The organism is Brevibacillus sp. JB24b, assembly GCF_051713385.1.
Classification (GTDB): domain Bacteria; phylum Bacillota; class Bacilli; order Brevibacillales; family Brevibacillaceae; genus Brevibacillus_B; species Brevibacillus_B laterosporus.
The window spans coordinates 4,927,549-4,945,583 of the sequence record NZ_JBNVQV010000001.1; the positions used below are offsets into that span (position 1 = coordinate 4,927,549).

General features: G+C 39.6%; 22 protein-coding genes. 2 read left to right on the forward strand and 20 right to left on the reverse strand.

Features of this window, described 5'->3' with window-relative positions; genetic code table 11:
- The first annotated feature begins 76 nt into the window (after positions 1–76).
- A complete protein-coding gene (locus tag ACQV1I_RS23095; protein ID WP_116333644.1) occupies positions 77–637 on the forward strand; it encodes an acyltransferase in 561 nt (186 codons plus the stop codon).
- Between the two features lie 86 nt (positions 638–723).
- Here the strand turns inward: ACQV1I_RS23095 and ACQV1I_RS23100 are convergent, their stop codons facing one another.
- From ACQV1I_RS23100 to ACQV1I_RS23165, 14 genes are all read right to left on the reverse strand, one after another.
- Positions 724–1,092: a flagellar protein FliT gene (locus ACQV1I_RS23100; protein WP_116333643.1), complete on the reverse strand. Its 369-nt coding sequence runs from the start codon at positions 1,090–1,092 to the stop codon at positions 724–726.
- Positions 1,092–1,484 (reverse strand): flagellar export chaperone FliS, encoded by a 393-nt coding sequence (gene fliS / locus ACQV1I_RS23105; RefSeq protein WP_116333642.1) that lies wholly within the window; start codon positions 1,482–1,484, stop codon positions 1,092–1,094. The genes ACQV1I_RS23100 and fliS overlap by 1 nt, the downstream gene beginning before the upstream one ends.
- 28 nt (positions 1,485–1,512) lie before the next feature.
- Positions 1,513–3,111, reverse strand: coding sequence for a flagellar filament capping protein FliD (gene fliD / locus ACQV1I_RS23110; RefSeq protein ID WP_116333641.1), 1,599 nt, complete (start codon positions 3,109–3,111; stop codon positions 1,513–1,515).
- 12 nt (positions 3,112–3,123) lie between these two features.
- Positions 3,124–3,480 carry a flagellar protein FlaG gene (gene flaG / locus ACQV1I_RS23115; protein ID WP_116333640.1) on the reverse strand — a complete coding sequence of 119 codons (357 nt, stop codon included), beginning with the start codon at positions 3,478–3,480 and terminating at the stop codon, positions 3,124–3,126.
- A gap of 220 nt (positions 3,481–3,700) precedes the next feature.
- Entirely contained in the window at positions 3,701–4,945 is a 1,245-nt protein-coding gene (fliB, locus tag ACQV1I_RS23120; RefSeq protein WP_018669798.1) for a flagellin lysine-N-methylase, read from the reverse strand.
- Positions 4,946–4,997: 52 nt separating this feature from the next.
- Positions 4,998–5,369 carry a hypothetical protein gene (locus ACQV1I_RS23125; protein WP_104033151.1) on the reverse strand — a complete coding sequence of 124 codons (372 nt, stop codon included), beginning with the start codon at positions 5,367–5,369 and terminating at the stop codon, positions 4,998–5,000.
- A gap of 187 nt (positions 5,370–5,556) precedes the next feature.
- Positions 5,557–5,802, reverse strand: coding sequence for a carbon storage regulator CsrA (gene csrA / locus ACQV1I_RS23130; protein ID WP_018669796.1), 246 nt, complete (start codon positions 5,800–5,802; stop codon positions 5,557–5,559).
- Positions 5,803–5,811: 9 nt separating this feature from the next.
- Positions 5,812–6,231, reverse strand: coding sequence for a flagellar assembly protein FliW (locus ACQV1I_RS23135; RefSeq protein WP_094699841.1), 420 nt, complete (start codon positions 6,229–6,231; stop codon positions 5,812–5,814).
- A 13-nt stretch (positions 6,232–6,244) separates the two neighbouring features.
- Positions 6,245–6,823 (reverse strand): DUF6470 family protein, encoded by a 579-nt coding sequence (locus tag ACQV1I_RS23140; RefSeq protein WP_116333639.1) that lies wholly within the window; start codon positions 6,821–6,823, stop codon positions 6,245–6,247.
- 21 nt (positions 6,824–6,844) lie between these two features.
- Entirely contained in the window at positions 6,845–7,747 is a 903-nt protein-coding gene (gene flgL, locus ACQV1I_RS23145; protein WP_018669793.1) for a flagellar hook-associated protein FlgL, read from the reverse strand.
- A gap of 143 nt (positions 7,748–7,890) precedes the next feature.
- Positions 7,891–9,372: a flagellar hook-associated protein FlgK gene (flgK, locus tag ACQV1I_RS23150; RefSeq protein WP_018669792.1), complete on the reverse strand. Its 1,482-nt coding sequence runs from the start codon at positions 9,370–9,372 to the stop codon at positions 7,891–7,893.
- A gap of 14 nt (positions 9,373–9,386) precedes the next feature.
- Positions 9,387–9,890, reverse strand: a complete 504-nt coding sequence (locus tag ACQV1I_RS23155) for a flagellar protein FlgN (RefSeq protein WP_018669791.1) — start codon at positions 9,888–9,890, stop codon at positions 9,387–9,389.
- Positions 9,891–9,908: 18 nt separating this feature from the next.
- Positions 9,909–10,187, reverse strand: coding sequence for a flagellar biosynthesis anti-sigma factor FlgM (gene flgM, locus ACQV1I_RS23160; RefSeq protein WP_018669790.1), 279 nt, complete (start codon positions 10,185–10,187; stop codon positions 9,909–9,911).
- A gap of 190 nt (positions 10,188–10,377) precedes the next feature.
- Complete coding sequence (locus ACQV1I_RS23165) at positions 10,378–10,791, reverse strand: TIGR03826 family flagellar region protein (RefSeq protein ID WP_018669789.1); 414 nt, start codon at positions 10,789–10,791, stop codon at positions 10,378–10,380.
- A gap of 158 nt (positions 10,792–10,949) precedes the next feature.
- Between ACQV1I_RS23165 and map the strand changes: the two genes are divergently transcribed.
- Complete coding sequence (gene map, locus ACQV1I_RS23170; protein WP_018669788.1) at positions 10,950–11,699, forward strand: type I methionyl aminopeptidase; 750 nt, start codon at positions 10,950–10,952, stop codon at positions 11,697–11,699.
- Positions 11,700–11,787: 88 nt separating this feature from the next.
- On the opposite strand, the gene ACQV1I_RS23175 is transcribed toward map, so the two are convergent.
- The 6 genes from ACQV1I_RS23175 to ACQV1I_RS23200 all read right to left on the reverse strand — a co-directional run bounded on the left by ACQV1I_RS23175 (position 11,788) and on the right by ACQV1I_RS23200 (position 18,015).
- Complete coding sequence (locus ACQV1I_RS23175) at positions 11,788–12,594, reverse strand: ComF family protein (RefSeq protein WP_236645728.1); 807 nt, start codon at positions 12,592–12,594, stop codon at positions 11,788–11,790.
- A 12-nt stretch (positions 12,595–12,606) separates the two neighbouring features.
- Entirely contained in the window at positions 12,607–14,553 is a 1,947-nt protein-coding gene (locus ACQV1I_RS23180) for a DEAD/DEAH box helicase (RefSeq protein WP_116333637.1), read from the reverse strand.
- A gap of 75 nt (positions 14,554–14,628) precedes the next feature.
- Positions 14,629–15,009 (reverse strand): hypothetical protein, encoded by a 381-nt coding sequence (locus ACQV1I_RS23185; protein ID WP_206765409.1) that lies wholly within the window; start codon positions 15,007–15,009, stop codon positions 14,629–14,631.
- A gap of 92 nt (positions 15,010–15,101) precedes the next feature.
- Entirely contained in the window at positions 15,102–15,809 is a 708-nt protein-coding gene (locus tag ACQV1I_RS23190) for a response regulator (protein ID WP_018669784.1), read from the reverse strand.
- Between the two features lie 5 nt (positions 15,810–15,814).
- Positions 15,815–16,993, reverse strand: coding sequence for a sensor histidine kinase (locus ACQV1I_RS23195; protein WP_018669783.1), 1,179 nt, complete (start codon positions 16,991–16,993; stop codon positions 15,815–15,817).
- 11 nt (positions 16,994–17,004) lie between these two features.
- The gene (locus ACQV1I_RS23200; RefSeq protein ID WP_116333636.1) at positions 17,005–18,015 is read right to left on the reverse strand and encodes a polysaccharide deacetylase family protein; all 1,011 of its coding nucleotides are present in this window, start codon (positions 18,013–18,015) and stop codon (positions 17,005–17,007) included.
- Positions 18,016–18,035 lie beyond the last annotated feature (20 nt).

Sequence of the window (18,035 nt, forward strand, 5' to 3'; positions counted from 1 at the left end):
GCAACATCTGAGTAATTTGTGGAAGGAAAAAAATAATCCTTTACCAAAAAGGGAACGAACTATGAGGGGGCAAGCTATGTCTCACCAGACAAATGAAAGTGTCTTTATTCATCCAACAGCCGAAGTGTCTAAGCAAGCTATTATTGGAGCTGGAACAAAAATCTGGAACAATGCACAGGTCCGCGAGAAAAGTAAAATCGGTAGCCAATGTATCATTAGTAAGGATGTTTACATCGATCAAGGGGTAAAAATCGGAAATAACGTCAAAATTCAGAATGGTGTTTCTGTATATCAAGGGGTCGAGATTGACGATAATGTGTTTCTCGGCCCCCATATGACATTTACAAATGATTTGTTCCCACGTGCATGTAATAATGCATGGAAAGTGGTACCGACCAAAGTAGAGATAGGAGCTTCCATAGGAGCACATGCCACCATCGTATGCGGAATAACCATCGGTGCCTATTCTATGGTAGGAGCAGGCTCTGTAGTCATCCGGGACGTAGGAGCTCATCAGCTCGTAGTCGGAAACCCCGCTCGTATGATTGGCCTTGTTTGTTACTGCGGTGACAGGATCGAATACAACAAGCCTTGTCAGGTATGTGGTCAAAGTATCCCAGTAGATGTGATGCCATAGATTCCTATTGGCTCTACATGAGCTTCAGCAAGAAATAAAATGGTCGATTGCTCGACCATTTTTTCGTGTAAAAACTAGCATATACCTTACTTTTTCTTATCAAAAAAAGCTCCATAGGCAACCTGAGTGGTTTCTCCAGCGTACTGTTTGCTTGCTGTTTTCGCCTTGTTTACCTGTTGTAGCTGTTCTTCAATTTTAGCTTGTTGTAGCTTCATCAGCGGAAGGATTTCTTGATCAAGCTGATAGCTCTTTTTCAATAATTCCTTCTCCTGTACATGTAATTCTATGCCTTGTGTTTGCAGTTTGCCAAGTTGCGTAATTTGTTCTTCTCTCTGTTCAAGGACGGAGTTCCACTCATCGGGATTCGGCTCTTCATCACGTTTCAAGATCTCCATTAGTTTTTCAGTAAGGATAAAGATATTGCTCGCTACATCCATCGCAGAAACATTCGTCATTATCCCTGAGTTCCTTCCGGTTGCCTTTTCACGATCAGCATTGCCTGTTTCCATGTATCGCGGAATTGCACAAAAAACTCTTCTACTTCCGTGATAATGGCACCGTCCTTTTTCAAATTCGCTTCCATTGTACGATTAAACATATAGTCATACATCAGCATAAACTGCTCAGAAATTGGTACATTTTGATCTAACGTAACCATTAATTCTCGGATGATATCCTGTATCTTAATAATGCTGAGATGAGCTTTTTGAACGTCCTGTTTCTCCAAGGCCATCTTTGCCTCTTTACTATAACGGATGCCTCCATTGTACAGCATTAACGTAAGCTCGCCTGGCGAGGCAGTCTTCACTTGGTTCTGTTGATAGATCTGTGCAGCCGTCTGATTCATGCATTCCCCTCCTTATTCCTCAAAACCATTACCCACCGAAGTTAGATAATAGATTGGAGCCTTGAGAATTAAGCTTATTAATTGCTTGCTCCATGGCAGAGAATTTTTTCCACAAATACGTTTCTTTATCTTTTAGTTTATCCTCCCAAGCCTTAATGCGAGTGTTGATATCTCGGATATCCCTTGAAATTAGACTATTATCACTGGTTGTACCTGTCCGACCCGCTTTGTCTCCAATTGTTTTCATAGCAGCATTCGTCTGACTATAAATACGTTGAGCAAGACCTTGGTTTTTGAATGCATCAGATCCTGAAGTACCCCCATTACCATTTGTGAAGAGAGCAATTACTCTTTCCTGATCATTCGACAAGGCATCTTTAAGCTTTTCTTCATCAATGTAGATCTTACCGTTTTCCATGTAATCAAACTTACTGCCCATACCATCGGATTTCTTTGGACCGATACCAATGCTAGCAAGTGTATTTTTTGGCGGTTCTACTCCTTCTACAGGAGTATAGAACGAGCTGCGCATCTGTGTGAGCACATTAGATAAAATACTGTCGCCTTTTAACAGACCACTTTTCGCTTTCTCTTCCCATTTCTCAGTTTGTTTTTCTTTCATTGCTTCTTTTTCTTCATCAATAAGCGGGTAGAAATCGCGGTACACTTTTTCTGTCAGCTTGTTATTAAATTGATCGATTACCTTGTTGTAGGTATCGACGAACTCTTTGATAGCAGTCATAACTGACTCCGTATCTTTGGCTGTAGTAATGACTATATTTTTATCCCCGACGCCGATATTATCTTTAAAAGTAAAGCTCATACCATCAAAATCAAGTGTGTTTTTGGAATCTAGAGCAAATTCAATACCATTTACAGTCGCTTTTCCTGCTTGTTTTACGATGCCTTTAAAAACTTGCTCTTTAGAAAAAGCTTTAATATCAGGCTCTGCATCATTAGCACTTTGTCTGACTTCACCATTTTCGATCTTAAGCTTATTATCTGTACTGCTAGTTGTAATTTTAATAGCTGATACTAGTGATTTATCTTCATCAGTTGGAGGTACCTGAGATGTGAAAACGATAGATTTGTCTGTATTAGAATAAAAAGCTTTAACGCCGGTCTTACTTGATTCATTATTAATTTTATTTAAAACCGACTCAATTGTGTCTTTTTCACCTACTGAAATGGTGACTTCTTCTGGGCCATCATTACCCTTCAGTGTAAAATCAAAGGAACTATTTATTTCTGTATTACTATCCTTAATATCATCGCTAACCTTAAATTTCACGGAAACACCAGTACCCGGTTTCGCAAGCTGAACATTCGATACATCGTACTGCGTTGTAGAATTCTTCTTTGTAATACTTGCTGTTACTTTAGCGTCATCGGAAGAAGATACTTTTTGCTTTGTAAAATCTGAAGTCAGGCGCAATTTACTTACTTTATTATTTAAATCTAGCAATAATGCATTTTGCTCACGATAGCTGTCGCGCGTCCATTCTTCTTTTTGACGCTTACGAAGCAATTTCTCCATTGGAGATCTTTCTGCTTTCATTAATTTTTGAATCATTGTTTCAGTATCAATACCTGAAGCTAAACCAGATAATCTTATTGGACTTGCCATTTAGAATCCCTCCTAAATTTTTTGATCAACCATAATACCAATTAGTTCGTACATTTGAGCAACTGTATCCATCATCTTTTTAGATGGGATCTCTCTGACCACTTCATCAGTCTTATTGTCAATCACCTGTACATAATACTCGCCTAATTTTTCATGGAGATTAAATTTCAAGTGTGTTTCTTTTGCTTGCATGAATCTATTTAAAGCTGATACTTCATCCTGTAATTCTTTTTGAAAAGCGTCCTTATGCTCAATAGCTTGAGCCACATCTTTTTCTGTTGAAGGCTTCGGTTTTATAGTAGCATCTAATGGTGGCTTGGTTAGCTCTTGAGGATTTGAACCTGCATTTCCATTTTGACGAATTTCCACAGTAATCCCTCCGTCATCTTCATCTTCTATCTAAAGTATCGGCATATTGCTGGGAGAAATTGAGTAGTAGCGCTCTTTTCCTCGTTAAAAATAAAAAAGAGACCTCATAAAAGGGGGGTCTCCTTTGGTTTATTAGAAAAGGTAATTCAAAATAACAAATAGCAATCTAGTCTTTTAGGTGTTTCCTACCATTTGGATAATCATTACTATAACAGTTCGATTAATTTTTGATCAAAATAGACATATATCCCATTGTAGTGAAACCATTTTCCTCCATCAGGCTTTTCGTATTTGTTAAATAAGCTTGATTATGTTCGACAGCTCGTCCAAATGATTGAATAAGCTTCACAACATGATCGGTAGAAAACGCCGTTTTATGGTATTTAGACATGCCGATTAACTGCAATTTAATCAAGGCATAACGAATAATGAGCATGACATATTCTTCAAAAATATTCTTATCAAGGGTAACAGGGAAGACTTTAGAAAACACATGATTTACCAGATAATTTTCTAAGATATATTCGTGATTTTTCATGAATGGTTGGTAATAGTTTTCATTAGCATCTATATATCGAGTAAGAGTATCTTCCTCTTCCATACCTTCAAAATGTTCCAATCCCATTAAACATTCCGTATAGCACTCTGTATAGCGCTGATTGACTCCACCTTGAAAAAAACGTCGATCAGTTAATTTTTTAATAATCTTCATTTGAATGGTATGATTAACAGGCACATCAGCAAACATTTTATCAATGGTACCACTTTGCAGCATATTGGTATAGGAACCTATAAGCTGTAAGACTTGATCTTCTTCTGAATTGTTCATGTATTCTTGTACTTTTTGATAGAATAACCCTAAAAATAGTAGACGATCCTCTAACTTATATTGTCGGTATTGCAAGACTTGGATCGTAAAAATCCGAAGTTCCCAGAAATACTTTTGGAGTTTTTTACCTTTTACTTGCTTACTGGTGTTAATATGGTTAGAAAATTGTAAACCTATCTCAACACTCTCTATTTGCTCTTGAAATCCTATTCCTTCTGGGTTAAGAAGTGCCAATCTTGCTATTTCTGGACAAGATATGGTTGCTGCACGCTCGACAACATCATTCACATTATTCCAAATACGAGGATAGGTTTTACAAGTGTGACAGAGGTAATCTTCCCCTTTTTTTAGTTGGATACTACATAGTTTTTGTTCATTAAGAAACACACAGCTACCTTCTGTATCCATCTTAATTCTGGCATAATTACTCGGAGAAGCCTTGGAGCGAACTCGTTTTATGTTCTCGTCTATAATTGGTGATAATTCCTCATCTTTCAAACGTTTATATTTCTTATACGTATCCTGATCAACTGTGACCTTCCATCCAGCACAGCAAGTATCCTCACACTCTGAACCTATACATTGGAATTCTAGCATATACTCTGGCACAAGTGTTTTCTTAGTTGTTGTCGACATTTGCAGATTCCCCCAAATTCCTTACTATTTATTAAAATTTTTAAAAGATATACTATGAGAGTACGTGAGGAACTACATTACGTGTCATTTCCTCTTGCCACTGGTTTTGTAGTGGGATCATTTGGGAAGATAATACTTGAATTGCTAGTACCTGATCCTTTCGTTCAAAAGCAACTACCAACTTCTCTAGTATTTCAGCTCTGACTTTTGTTAACTCTTCTAAACGGTTATCACTTAATAGAAATGGCGAAACCACCCCTATTGACTGTTCTAATTGATTACATGCATCAGTGATATCTGCCATTAAATATGCCATTTCATGGATCTGACTCTGATACAGGCGCTCATATAGTAATTCGATCGCCTCTCCACAAGTTATTGACAGTCCGATCATCCCTCGCATAACATCCCAGTATTTTTCCATGATAAAAAATATTTCCTTTCCAAAACAAATAGATCATAGCTAGCTTTAACCTAGCGATTCCTGATCACGCGTCAACAATAGTTTGCTAACCTCTCATACTACATATATCGGTATTTTATTATACGTTGCATAGCATTTTTAACGAAACCATTTTCTTACAAGTGAAGACAACAAAAAAACTTGAAGCTTATTCATCTTCAAGTTTTTCTTCAGTTTCTAACCATTGAGCTAGTTGAGCCCAATCTACTTTTGTTTGTACAGCTAATTGATTCTCTTCTTGAATGGCTACGTATACTTCTTTTCGATGAACGTTAATATCGCGTGGAGCCGATATGCCGATACGGACAAAGTCTTTCTCAACTGCAATCACTTTTATCTCTATCTGATCGCCAATCATGATGGACTCATCTTTTTTACGCGCTAATACCAACATATTTATCACCTACTTTGTCACTGGCTTCTCTTTTTGTAAAAGGAGGGGCTGCCGTAAATTATAATGGTCCCCTTGCAGAATAAATTGTGTAGCTTTTCTGTTTTTCACATTAATGACAAGAGGTGATTTCAAATTAACTGTGATTTGGTCTTTTCCTCGTATTGTCATGACAGACAAAATCACTACCTGAGATTCTTCCGTAATCTCCAAGGCTTCTTTCACTGAACGGGGTAGATCAAATTCATAATCCGTAAAGAATAGAAACGGATCTACCACCCAAAAACTAGTTCCCTGCTCTTCCAATGACTGAAGAGAGAAAAAAGGCATTTCCGGATTCTCTTGCACTAATTGATACTCATGTAAATGTGAAAAACCAATCATACCCTCTACAATATAAAGTTTTCCCATTTTTTCCTGTTGATACATCATCAGACAACACCTCTTATCTAGCTACGTTCACATTTAAACCAACGACTTCGATATCCAGCCGATTCCACTGTTTTACGTACGCTTCTACCTTAGAAGGCGTATATTTGTGAACAGGTGGGTGGATGGTTGTCTCAACTTTTGTCCCTCTTGGCGTAAATTTGATCTCTACCGGCTTGGCTTCATAACGTATTTCAATACCATCTCCAATGAGAGAACCCGCAGCTACGACTCCTTCACCTGAAAACATGATGCTTTTTTCAAAAGCGATATCAGCTATGGCATTTCCTCCGCGTTCAAAAGCACGCAGTTGATCCCCTTCAACTCCAGCTTGCTCAATCGCTTCCATTACTTTGTTGTAGCCATACTCAGCATTATCACTAGTCCGTCGTAACGGGCCTCTCATATCGATATTTTCACGCGCTTCATTGGAATCAATCTGCAATTCACCTAGAGGTTGGCTAATCTCAAGAATAGCTGCTTCTTGTTTTATTTCCATGCTTGCCATTGGTTGCTCAATCTCTTGCTTTCCACGCTCACTACGCCAGTTTAGCAAGAGAGGAGTAGATCTCATAGATAAAGAAGCTAGTTGCATCTTACTACTCCCCTTTCACTTTTATCTTAAAAAATCGAGTAACGATGGTTGAATGATTCGTGCACCTGCACCTAAAGCAGCTCGATGTACATTTTCTTGCATTTTTAAGTTTGTAATAACCTCTGCTTCATCTGCATCTTCATTTTTAGACATCATGGAAGTAATGCTTACACTATCAGTATCAAGTCGATCGCTCATTAATTCTAAGCGATTAGAACGCGCACCTAAAGCGGCTCGCTCTAAAAGTAAGTTATTAATGTGATTGTCCATTCTATCTAAATAGTCTGCTGCAGATTTTCCTGCGTTTAGATCTCCTACAATGTCTTCTAATGTTTTAAAAATATTTTCACCTGCTGGCGAATCAAAAATGTTTTTCCCACTGATGTTCACTTGGAAAAAGACTCCTTGACTCATTTCCATTTCCACTTTGCCTTCGTTGGATGTAAAGATGAACTCATCTTTACCACCTTGATTTTTAATTTCAAACGGTGGCTTATTATTATTGTCGCCTCCGTAAATATATTTCCCATTCACCGTTTGGTTAGCCAAATCCCCCAAATGTTTTTTTAATTCATCAATCTCAGCAGCAATACTTTTTTCTTCTTCTTTTGAATAAGTACCATTACCTGAGCCATTTAATAGTTCACGAACCCGGTGAAATACCTTCCCAACTTCATCCATAGATGTATCATAAGAATCCATCCACGTTTGGGCTTGTCCAGCATTGCGTAGAAACTGCTCATTTTCCACTAGTGATGTTCGATAATACATTCCTCTAGAAGCAATTACTGGATCATCGGACGGACGGGACACTAATTTCCCTGTAGAAAGTTGTTGATAAGATTTACTCATCTGGCTCATGGAGTTATTAATATTGCGTACCATGGTGTTACTCATCATATTCTGTGTAATACGTATTGCCATTTGGTTAGCCTCCTTGTACAGTGTCCAGCTAAATTTTATTTCATCCCTTACTGCTTTACGTTTATAGATGAACAGGAACTTAGACTTCATCTCTTACCGTTTTAAAAAAAGCGTCGCTACCTACGACGCTTTTCCCTAGTAACCTACAAGCCTACACGCCCCATACCATTAATGATTTTGTCTAAGATCTCATCCATACTGGTCATGACACGAGCCGCTGCGCTATATGCCTTCTGAAACTTGATAACGTTCGTCATTTCTTCATCTGTATCAACTCCTGATACAGATTCACGGTTCATTAAAATCATGTCTGAAGTCGTATCTGCATTTTTATAATTACGGTAAGCTTCTTGACCATCTACACCCAATTGAGCGATTGTGTGGCGATAAAAATCGTCAATGGTTGTAGATTGCGGAAAATCAGTTGGATTGCCGCCTGTTCCCGCAGGAATTAGTTTATTTTTAATTTTGGTGATCTCCAATGCATTTTGGTTGTTTCCGTCATTAACTTGCCCTGTTCCATCAGCTCTAGCTGCTGCGATCTTATCTAGGCTATTTAATATCTCAGGATTTACTTTAATATTTGCTGCACTTGTCGGATTATCTTTTCCACCGTCAATCACAAAGAAATTAAGGCCTTCCTGAGTGCCATTTTTAATATCATCCAGGTTGTACCCCGTTCTATGAACTTCGTTAATCTCACGGGCTAAATTGACAGCAAGAGCATTAATCTTTTGTATCATATTGGTTGTGGTTTCATCTCTTCCTTCAATCGCTGCTGACAATGTTCCCGAGGCCGTAAGTGGTTTAAACTCTGCTCCACCTAAGGTAATATCAAACTTTCCTGTTTCTGCGTTTTTTGTGGCTTTCATTTCAACAGATGTTGCATTGTTAACAAGCGGTTGTCCACCTATTGTAATATTAACCATACCACCTTCTGTTGGCGTAACCTTGACATCAACCATCGAGGAAAGCTTATCAATTAAAACATCACGTTGGTCATATAAATCATTAGGCTGATAACCATGTGGTACAACATCACCGATTTGTTTATTAATGGATGCGATTTGCTTGGCAATAGAATCAATGGATTCAGATTGTACAGCTACCTCATTATTTAAATCAGCTTGTAGTTGGGTAAGACGGTTGTACATATGATTAAATGTGTCAGCTACTGCTACCGCACGTTCACGTAAAACAGAACGCACTGATTGGTTCCTTGGGTCGCCGGATAAATCCTCCCACCCTTTCCACATTTGATCCATGACCTTCTGTAGACTACTATCAGACGGTTCATTCATGATATCTTCTATGTTAGAAATCGTTTTAACCTTGTCATTCCAATACCCTGTATTTTTAGCGGCAGCTCGATACTGACCATCTATGTAATCTTCTCGAATGCGTTGAATATCTGTTGCATACACACCTGTACCAAGTAAACCCGGTGCACGGTCTGCATTCATCCCAGGTCCAGGTATCGGAGTTGTAGCAGCCATATTTACGCGTTGACGAGTATAGCCAACTGTATTAGTATTTGCAACGTTGTGTCCTGTTACGTTTAAAGCAGCTTGTTGCGCAAACAACGCTCTCTTACTTACTTCGATAAGATGGAAGGTTGATCTCATATGGACACCCCTTTCTAAGCCTTGTGGTTAAAAATAGAACGATTCATTGACGAGTGTAACTGTTGATTCACTGGATTTTTATAAATAAAGTCCTCTTCCGGTCGATCTGTGAACAGGTCGAGGCTCATGTTGACAAAGTCAAGGGAGTGCTGCAATAATTGCTGATTCTGCTCATTCTCTTCCTTCAATTGTCCAATGACTCTGAGTAATTCTTCCCGATACTGAGTCAACCGATTTTTCGTTTCTACGTCCGTACACAATCTAATGACATCTTGCAGGGTTCCATTCGTAACAGCTACCCCTTTTTCATTAAAGATCGTGTTGGTCATTTCTTTACGTAATAGCTCGGTTTGCTGAACAGCTTTTAACAACTGTTGTTCTTTTTTGACATGTTCAGTTAGTAGTTGCATATCGTTTTTTATTAAAACTTCTCGCTTCTCCAATGCCAATGTATATAGTGCTTGGTGAAGATTCGTCAAATTATCCAACACGGCAAAGAGTTCGTTTACATGCGTCATGAGCTCCCTGTCGCTCCCCTACGATTTTTTCCAAAAAGCAATGAATTTCTCAGCGATTTGATCGCTTGGTACTTGATATGTACCGTTTTCAACCTTGCTTTTTAGTTCAGAAATTTTAGCGAGACGGGCTGAATCCATTTCTTGTTCTTCCCCTAGCTTCAGAAGCTCCCTTCCCTCAGTAGAGATCGAAACTTCATCTTTTCCCCATTTATGCTTTAATTGGCTATTCTGCTGCACTTTATTAGCCTTATTATAGGCTTGTATCATTCCTGTGCGATTCGTTTCATTAATACGCATATTTTCACCTCGATCATTGAGACTTGCGCTAGAAAGAACTTACGGCTACCCCCATATTAAGAAGTTGACCGTACTGTTTCTTAGCTACAGGATGGGAAATCACCGTTTGCTTGCTCTAGTAGTAACATCGGCTTTTCTAATGAAAACGATTAATGTTTCTGATCACCCAAAATCGTTTGGTTGGATAGTCCTATTCTTTTCTAAACTTATAGACCTGATTTCTCTTTCGCTCATCATCCGTAAGACGACGATCAACGTCCATTTGTTGTGTAATTTCACGTTGTAACTTACCCGAGCAATTTGTACACAAAGCCCCTGATTGAATAATTTCCCCACAGCTTTCACATGGGTATCCAAGGTTCGGGTTGCTTTGAACCGAAATCCGCCCTTCACGAATAAATCGGGTAATCTCTTTCACGTCGACACCCGTCCCTTCGCTCAATTGATACATGGTAGCACCGCGATTTTCCCTTTTCCTTAGGAAACTAACACATAGTTCATATTGCTTCTCTTGTTCTTTATAACACGATGGACATACATCTCTTATTCCTTTCACAAAAAGCACGTCACATATCGGACAGTTTGCTAAATGTCCTAATCCCATAATTTTCTTCCTCCCTGATTCACTTTGTTTTTGGCATGAAAAATATATGTTATCATTACTTATACTTATGTTTATTGCTTGAATTCAGTGCCGTGTGCAGTTTTTCTAGTCGACTGAATAAACTATAGGCATATATCAAGTACATGGAGGTCTTTACCATGATCGTCATTAAAACCAAGGAAGAAATTGAACTCATGCGTCAAGCTGGCATCATTTTAGCCAGTATTCACCAAAAGATTGCTACCATGATTCAACCAGGCATTACGACTTGGGAAATCGATCAATTCGTAGAACGCTATCTGAAAGAACATGGTGCCACGCCGGAGCAAAAAGGTTATCATGGCTATCCCTATGCCACATGTGCATCCGTTAACGATGTCATTTGCCACGGATTCCCTACTAAAAAGGAATTAAAAGATGGTGATATCGTGACGATCGACATGGTTGTTAATCTTAATGGATGGTTGGCCGACTCCGCTTGGTCATATGGGGTAGGACAAATCTCTGAAGAAGCTGATCGTCTGTTAACCACCACCAAGGAATCTCTGTATCTAGGTATTGAGCAAGCAGTTGTTGGCAATCGTATCGGCGATATCTCCCATGCCATTCAAAAATTCGCCGAAGAGCGTGGATTCTCTGTCGTCCGTGATTTTACCGGCCATGGAATTGGCAAAAAAATGCATGAAGATCCATATGTTCCACACTACGGGCCTGCTGGTAAAGGAGTTCGCTTAAAGGAAGGCATGGTTCTCACCATTGAGCCCATGCTAAATGTAGGAACTTATCATGCAGTCGTTGATGAAGAAGATGGGTGGACAGCACGTACACGCGACGGTAAATTATCAGCTCAGTACGAACACACTCTTGCCATTACGGCAGATGGGCCACAAATCCTAACTCAATTATAAGTCTTCTGTACCAGAAAATCATGATTACTTATTATTTTCATCGGCAAATTTGCGTTAACAGATTTGCCGTTTTTCTTTTTCCCAGCATTTAGCGAGCCAATGTCAGACTGAAGATGGATAACTGAAGATTTTGTTTTTTTGCATAGTTCGAAAGTACCCTAGCACATGCTTCAATTGTTGCCCCCGTTGTAAAAATATCATCTACTATCAATATCCGCCAACATGTTTTTTTCCGAGAAAAAGAAAATGGGTGAGAACTTAGAGATGTGGTTTGCAGGCTAGGATGAATAATAAATGCATCCTGCATACTTACAAACCGTGCTGTTCGTCCTTTTTGCTTACTCTGCTTTTCTGTTTCCTTTGGACGCTCCCATAGCGGAACACAAGGGATTCGCTGATGATAGCCCACATATTCGGCTAGCTTCTGCGCTTGATTAAATCCCCGTTCTTGCATCCGATTCCTATGCATTGGAACGTAACTAATGAGATCCACCTTTCTCCCCAGACCGTAATGAAACTGATAACCTACTAATATGAATGTTGCACAGACTAAATACAGTCTCTCATCCCCCTGATACTTCCACTGTTTCATTAATTCTTTTGCCCACTCATTATACTGGATTACACTTCGATTTCCATTCAATTCTTGCCTATATCGACTACAATCTCGGCATATCTCAAAGTTTCCTTTACATGCTTTACCACACATTTTACAAACATTCTTCATCAGAAGTATAGCCTCTAAAACACATTTCTCACATAAAAGCAATTTCATTAGCTGATAAAAGCATCTTGGATAAAAGAAAGCAGGCACACTTTTTGATAGATGATGAATTAATTGTCTTGTTTTTTTAGCAATTTGAATCATATTTTTACAGACCAGACACTGCATCATGATTCACTCCTCTCATTCTACCATTGTTGCAGTCTCTTCCGCCAAGCGATTCATTCGTTTAATATGTCTGATAGCTTGAGTAGGGCCTGGGGCTTTCTTATTCATTAGATAGAGAATCTGTCCCTCTGGATAGTCACTGGAGCGTCCTACTCTCCCTGCTATCTGGACTAGCGAAGCTTCATCAAAGATAGCAGCATCTGCCTCCAACACAATGCAATCGCTACGTGGAATGGTTACGCCGCGTTCTAGGATCGTAGTAGTTACTATGATCATGTACACCCTTTCTCGAAAAGCACGCACCTTATGTTCCCGTGCAGGATCGGATGCATGTACTCCTTCTACTTTATCTCTCATATCTGGAAAGAAGTGCTGAACATAAGCTAACACAAAGGGAATTTCCTCAATTCGCGAGACAAATATAAAAACCTGTCTTTGTGCCTGTAAACTATTGCGTAAAAAAAATAATAGAGAAGTAATGGGCTGCAGCAAATGAATGCTTCGATTTAAGTGACTTTTGATAAGCTTTGTTGGAATAGGGAGTGGGTGTCCATGGAATCTAGCTGGCAAAATAGCATGGGTAGAGGAAGTAAGCGACAGCCTTTTATGATAAGGGAACAGTTGATTGTCCACTCGTTTTGTTACTAGCTCTTTCTGTAGATAGTGTGGAGGTGTGGCGCTCAGATATAAAATCTTGCCATGGGGTACTAACGCTCGTTTTACAGCATGATACAGTGTTTCATTTTTATGGTAAGGAAAAGCATCTACTTCGTCAATTACTATCAAAGAAAAACGCTGGTAACAACGTAGCATCTGGTGTGTAGTCGAAATAATTAGTTGGCTTTGCTCCCATTTTTGCTGACTGCTCCCATGGATAGCTACGACTGAAATGGAAGGAAATACTTTTTGTAGACGTGGTGCTAATTCTAAAACGACGTCTTTACGGGGTGTAGCGATACAAACGGTTCCTCCACGAGTCAACTCTGCATCAACTGCCGGAAACACGAGCTCCGTTTTCCCTGCTCCACACACCGCCCAGATGAGAAATCTCCGTTCTTTTGAAAAAATGAATTCCTTCACCTTTTTGGCTACGATTGCTTGTCTTTTAGAGAATTGTCCATTCCATTGCAGGACAGTTGCAGAAATAGTACGACGTCCCACAGTAGAATCTGATTGACTTAACAGTTCGGCAGGCACACATATAAGGGGTACACAGCTCTTGCACCTTCCCATAGAGAGACAGTTGTAACAGTATGAGCAGGGCTGTTGACAGCTATAGCAGATGGTTCGTTCAATCTCCGTGACACTGTTGCACCGCTCACAATGATACGACAATTGATGCTCCCACCATGAATGATTTAGTTCAAGACTGATACTGGGACGCCACTCTGCTTTTCCCTGTAAAATTAACCATTGCAGTGACATCATAAGGTAGTCTGGATTATTTTGGTTTACATAGGGGGATTCTTGAAGACTCAGCCTCTTTACCTCGTCCAATAATAACGCTCTACCTTGTAGTTTAAAAAGAAGCTGATGCGTCTGTTGCTTGTTTCTAGCAAGGAATTCTAGCAATTTTTGTTTTTCAAGCATATTAGATTCACAAGTCTTTCCTTCATCCTCTATTTCTTCAAAGCTGAAGGCGTAGGATCGCCCGTAGGAATAATTTTCACCTACCTCCTTTACAGATAGGCGATTTACCTCTTTCGTGTAGCCTTGAGCCAACAGACGTGCCTGCTTGAGTGTATGAGGAACAACCCTACCATCGGCTACTTGTCGTGTAATTTTTTGGTTCACTCTATCCCTTATCGCAAAAAGTAAGGCGAGTGATTTACTTTTTCCAATAATGTGCAATCTCTGCCCGTTCTGCTCTTTCCAAAATTGCTTGTCTACCTGGAAACACGGAGTAATATATGCTAAGACAGATTGTCCATCTTCTTTGATATAAAGAACATATTCATGCATAATATCTATCCCCCTTGTCCTTATTGTTAAAAAAGACAATGGGATCGCGCAAGAAAAAAGAGACCAGCCTGTAACTTAGCTAGCCTCTTTTCCATCTGTTCTCAAATCGATGACAACGACTGGTTCTCTTCCTGCTTGTTGTTCTCTTATGGTATCTGGATGGACTCGGTATAATATCTCCGTCATCCGTGGCGTATCGTCAGAAGAGCCTTCATCCACAAAACTAATACTAATTGGCTGTCCATATAAACCGGACTGAAACATCAGGGTGCGTACAGCCTCTTCAACTCGATGCTCTGAATTATGCAAAAGTAGTTGATAATGTGTCAAGGTCAAAGGTTCCATAATAGCAGTGGCCCTACCTGACTCCATCCAGATGTAGAACATTTTCAGCAAAAGAGCGGAGCAGCCGTATGCTGCAAACAACCAGATCATAAAATCAGCTAACACGGTCATCCCCTCCTTTAATAAGGTATGCCGTACTGCTTGACTTGGTTGCTTTCTCTACGCTCATTTTTCATAAGTTTTGTATGATCCGTTTAAAAACCTTACAGCTTTACCCAGCCATTCTTTATTGATATAACTACAGCTTGAGTCCGATCCTGTACATTTAGCTTTTGCAAAATACTACTTACATGGTTTTTAACCGTCTTTTCACTAATAAATAAATATTCACCGATCATTCGGTTGCTTTTTCCTTCTGCCATTAATTGCAATACTTCACGCTCACGACGCGTCAAGGATTCTATAATGCGCGGGTCCATCACTGGTGACTCTTCGAACGTAATACTACGATCCATTGACTCTTCCTGCTCGCTTAAACGACGGAATTCATCGATTAACTTTCCGGTCACTTTCGGGTGGATATACGCCCCACCTTGGGCCACCACACGTACCGCTTCTACCAATTCAGAAGTACCCATATCTTTTAATAAATATCCAGATGCTCCTGAACGAAGTGTGCGATAGACATATCCTTCATCATCATGAATGGATAAAATAATTACTTTTGTTTCTGGACTAATTTTTACGACTTCTTCTGCAGCCGCAACACCGTTCACGTTCGGCATATTAATATCCATCAATAACACATCTGGTCTATATTCAGCTACTAGCTTGGGAGCTTCCATCCCATCTGAGCCCTCACCCACCACTTTGAAACCAGATTCCATATCAAGTATTCTCTTTACGCCTTCACGAAACAATTGATGATCGTCTACTAACACGATTTTAATTTCATCCAACAATTTTTCCACCGTAATTAACCCCCCTGTTTGCCGGTACTTTTGAATACTGACGCGGGCTGAAGCGGTATTTGAAACACCACTCTAGTCCCTTCCTTGTTATTGGACGTAATGCCGATTCTACCATTCAGTAATTGGCAACGTTCCTTCATTCCCATTATTCCGAACGATTGTCCTTTTTTGCTAACCTCACTCACATTAAATCCAATTCCATCATCTTTTACGACAATAAACATGTTTTCCAGCTGAAACTCAACCTTTATTTGGACAAAATTAGCTTTCGCATGCTTGTACACATTGTTTAGGCATTCCTGAACTAAGCGAAAAGCTGCTGCCTTAAATGAACTTTCCAGCGTATGTTCTTTACCAAAAACAATTAGATCAATATGTAATTTACTACGATCCTCAAAGGTTTGTATATACTTTTGCAAAGTTGGAATGAGTCCTAAGTCATCTAAAGCCATTGGTCTCAAGTCAAAAATAATTTTTCTAACATCTGCTAAGCTCATTCTTACAATTTCCTTTAAGCTACCTAACTCCTGTTGAGCATCCTGTATTGCGTCGTTTTTCAACATTTTTTCTACAATTTCTGTACGCAATACCACATTGGCCATGGATTGTGCAGGTCCATCATGGATCTCTCGGGCTACCCGCTTACGCTCCTCTTCCTGAGCCTGAATAATTTTCAGTCCCATAAGCTGATGTTGCTTGGCAGACTCCAATGCTTCCTCCACTTTGGACAAGTCCCCTGCTAAAAAACTGTGAACCACGCTGATCTGACTTAAAAGCCCTTCTGCTCTAGTAATTGTCTCTAAGATATTCCGCAGACGAAACTCTAGCTCATCACGGCGTTTCTTGAGATTATTTTCTCGCTCACGCATTAAGGATAGCTCTATCTGAACATTATGAGCTTCTTCATAAGCTGCACGAATATCTGTTTCCGTAAAGCTTTGAAAATTACGGCTTACCTGCACCAATCTCGACCTTGATCGGCGGGACTGTAACTCTAGATTATCAACATTCTGGATCACTTCTGTTAATACTTGCCGTATTTCAACAATCTCTTTTTTGATTGCATTACTCTCCGAACGAGCCCCTTCTGCAATTTGAAATATTTGCTCTTTGCTCATTTCAACCGTTCGAATCGTTTTTTTAATGACCCCATCTAGAAGGCTGATATCAATGCCTTTATCCATGGGTTTCCCCCTTATTGTTCCATTTTTACTTTGGTAAATAGTTCGAGGAGCTGGGGTGCACCTACCTTGCGTATTCCTGCATCGAATCTCGGGATGGAATATGGATTTTCATTTGGCTTCACAACGTCTCTCCTAGATGTAAAGACATATTGATATCCAGCTTCCTTTACCGAGTCAATCACAATGTTGCTTGTATAGCCTTGGGGTAAAGAGAGAGAGGGTATAGGCTTTTTCACAAGTTGTTCTAAGCCCACCTTTGACATCTTAAAATCAACAAATAAACGACTTCGGTACTCTTCCTCATTCTCTGCACGTTGAAATTCTTCTAGGTATACAGGCTCCGTCCCCGCTTTCTGAACTCCCCACTCATCCAGCTCTTTATGTTCATGTAAACTGAATGTGTGCGAGCCAATATCAACTAAGCCGGAAGCCAGCATTTCGTCAATTTGTTGATAAGCTAAAGGAACGGTCATATTTTCTCGCTTTCGATCTAAAGTATCCCGCAATCTGCCTGCAATGACAAAAGCTGCAGACGGATACCCATATTTAGAAAGCAACGGATATGCTTCTGTGTAATAACTCTCATAGCCGTCATCAAACGTAAGTAAAACTGCATTCTCTTTGGCAGTTACGCCTGTTTGCATAAAAGTAAAAAACTCACTTAGGCTGATAGGCTGAAGGTTATGTTCCTTTATAAACTGTAAGTGCTCACCAAACTGCTCTGGTGTCATTACAAAAGGCTTATTACTGTCACGGGTAATGTGATGATAATTCAAGACTACAACCTTGTCTTTATACCATCTCTCGTTTGATAGCTTTTCCTTTGGTTTACTATTTCTAAAAGATGTTTGCTCTAGATCTAACTCTTTATGTTCTAATAAATGAGACGTATGATCCCCCGTCTTTTGTTGCACATAATCCGTATTTTCTACTCCTACACTCTCTGGTCCAAGCCAATACACAAGGGTAGAAAACAAGAGGAGAAGAAAGAAAAAGACGAGAAAGAAAGGTTTTTTCCTCATGATGCGCCATATTCCTTTCG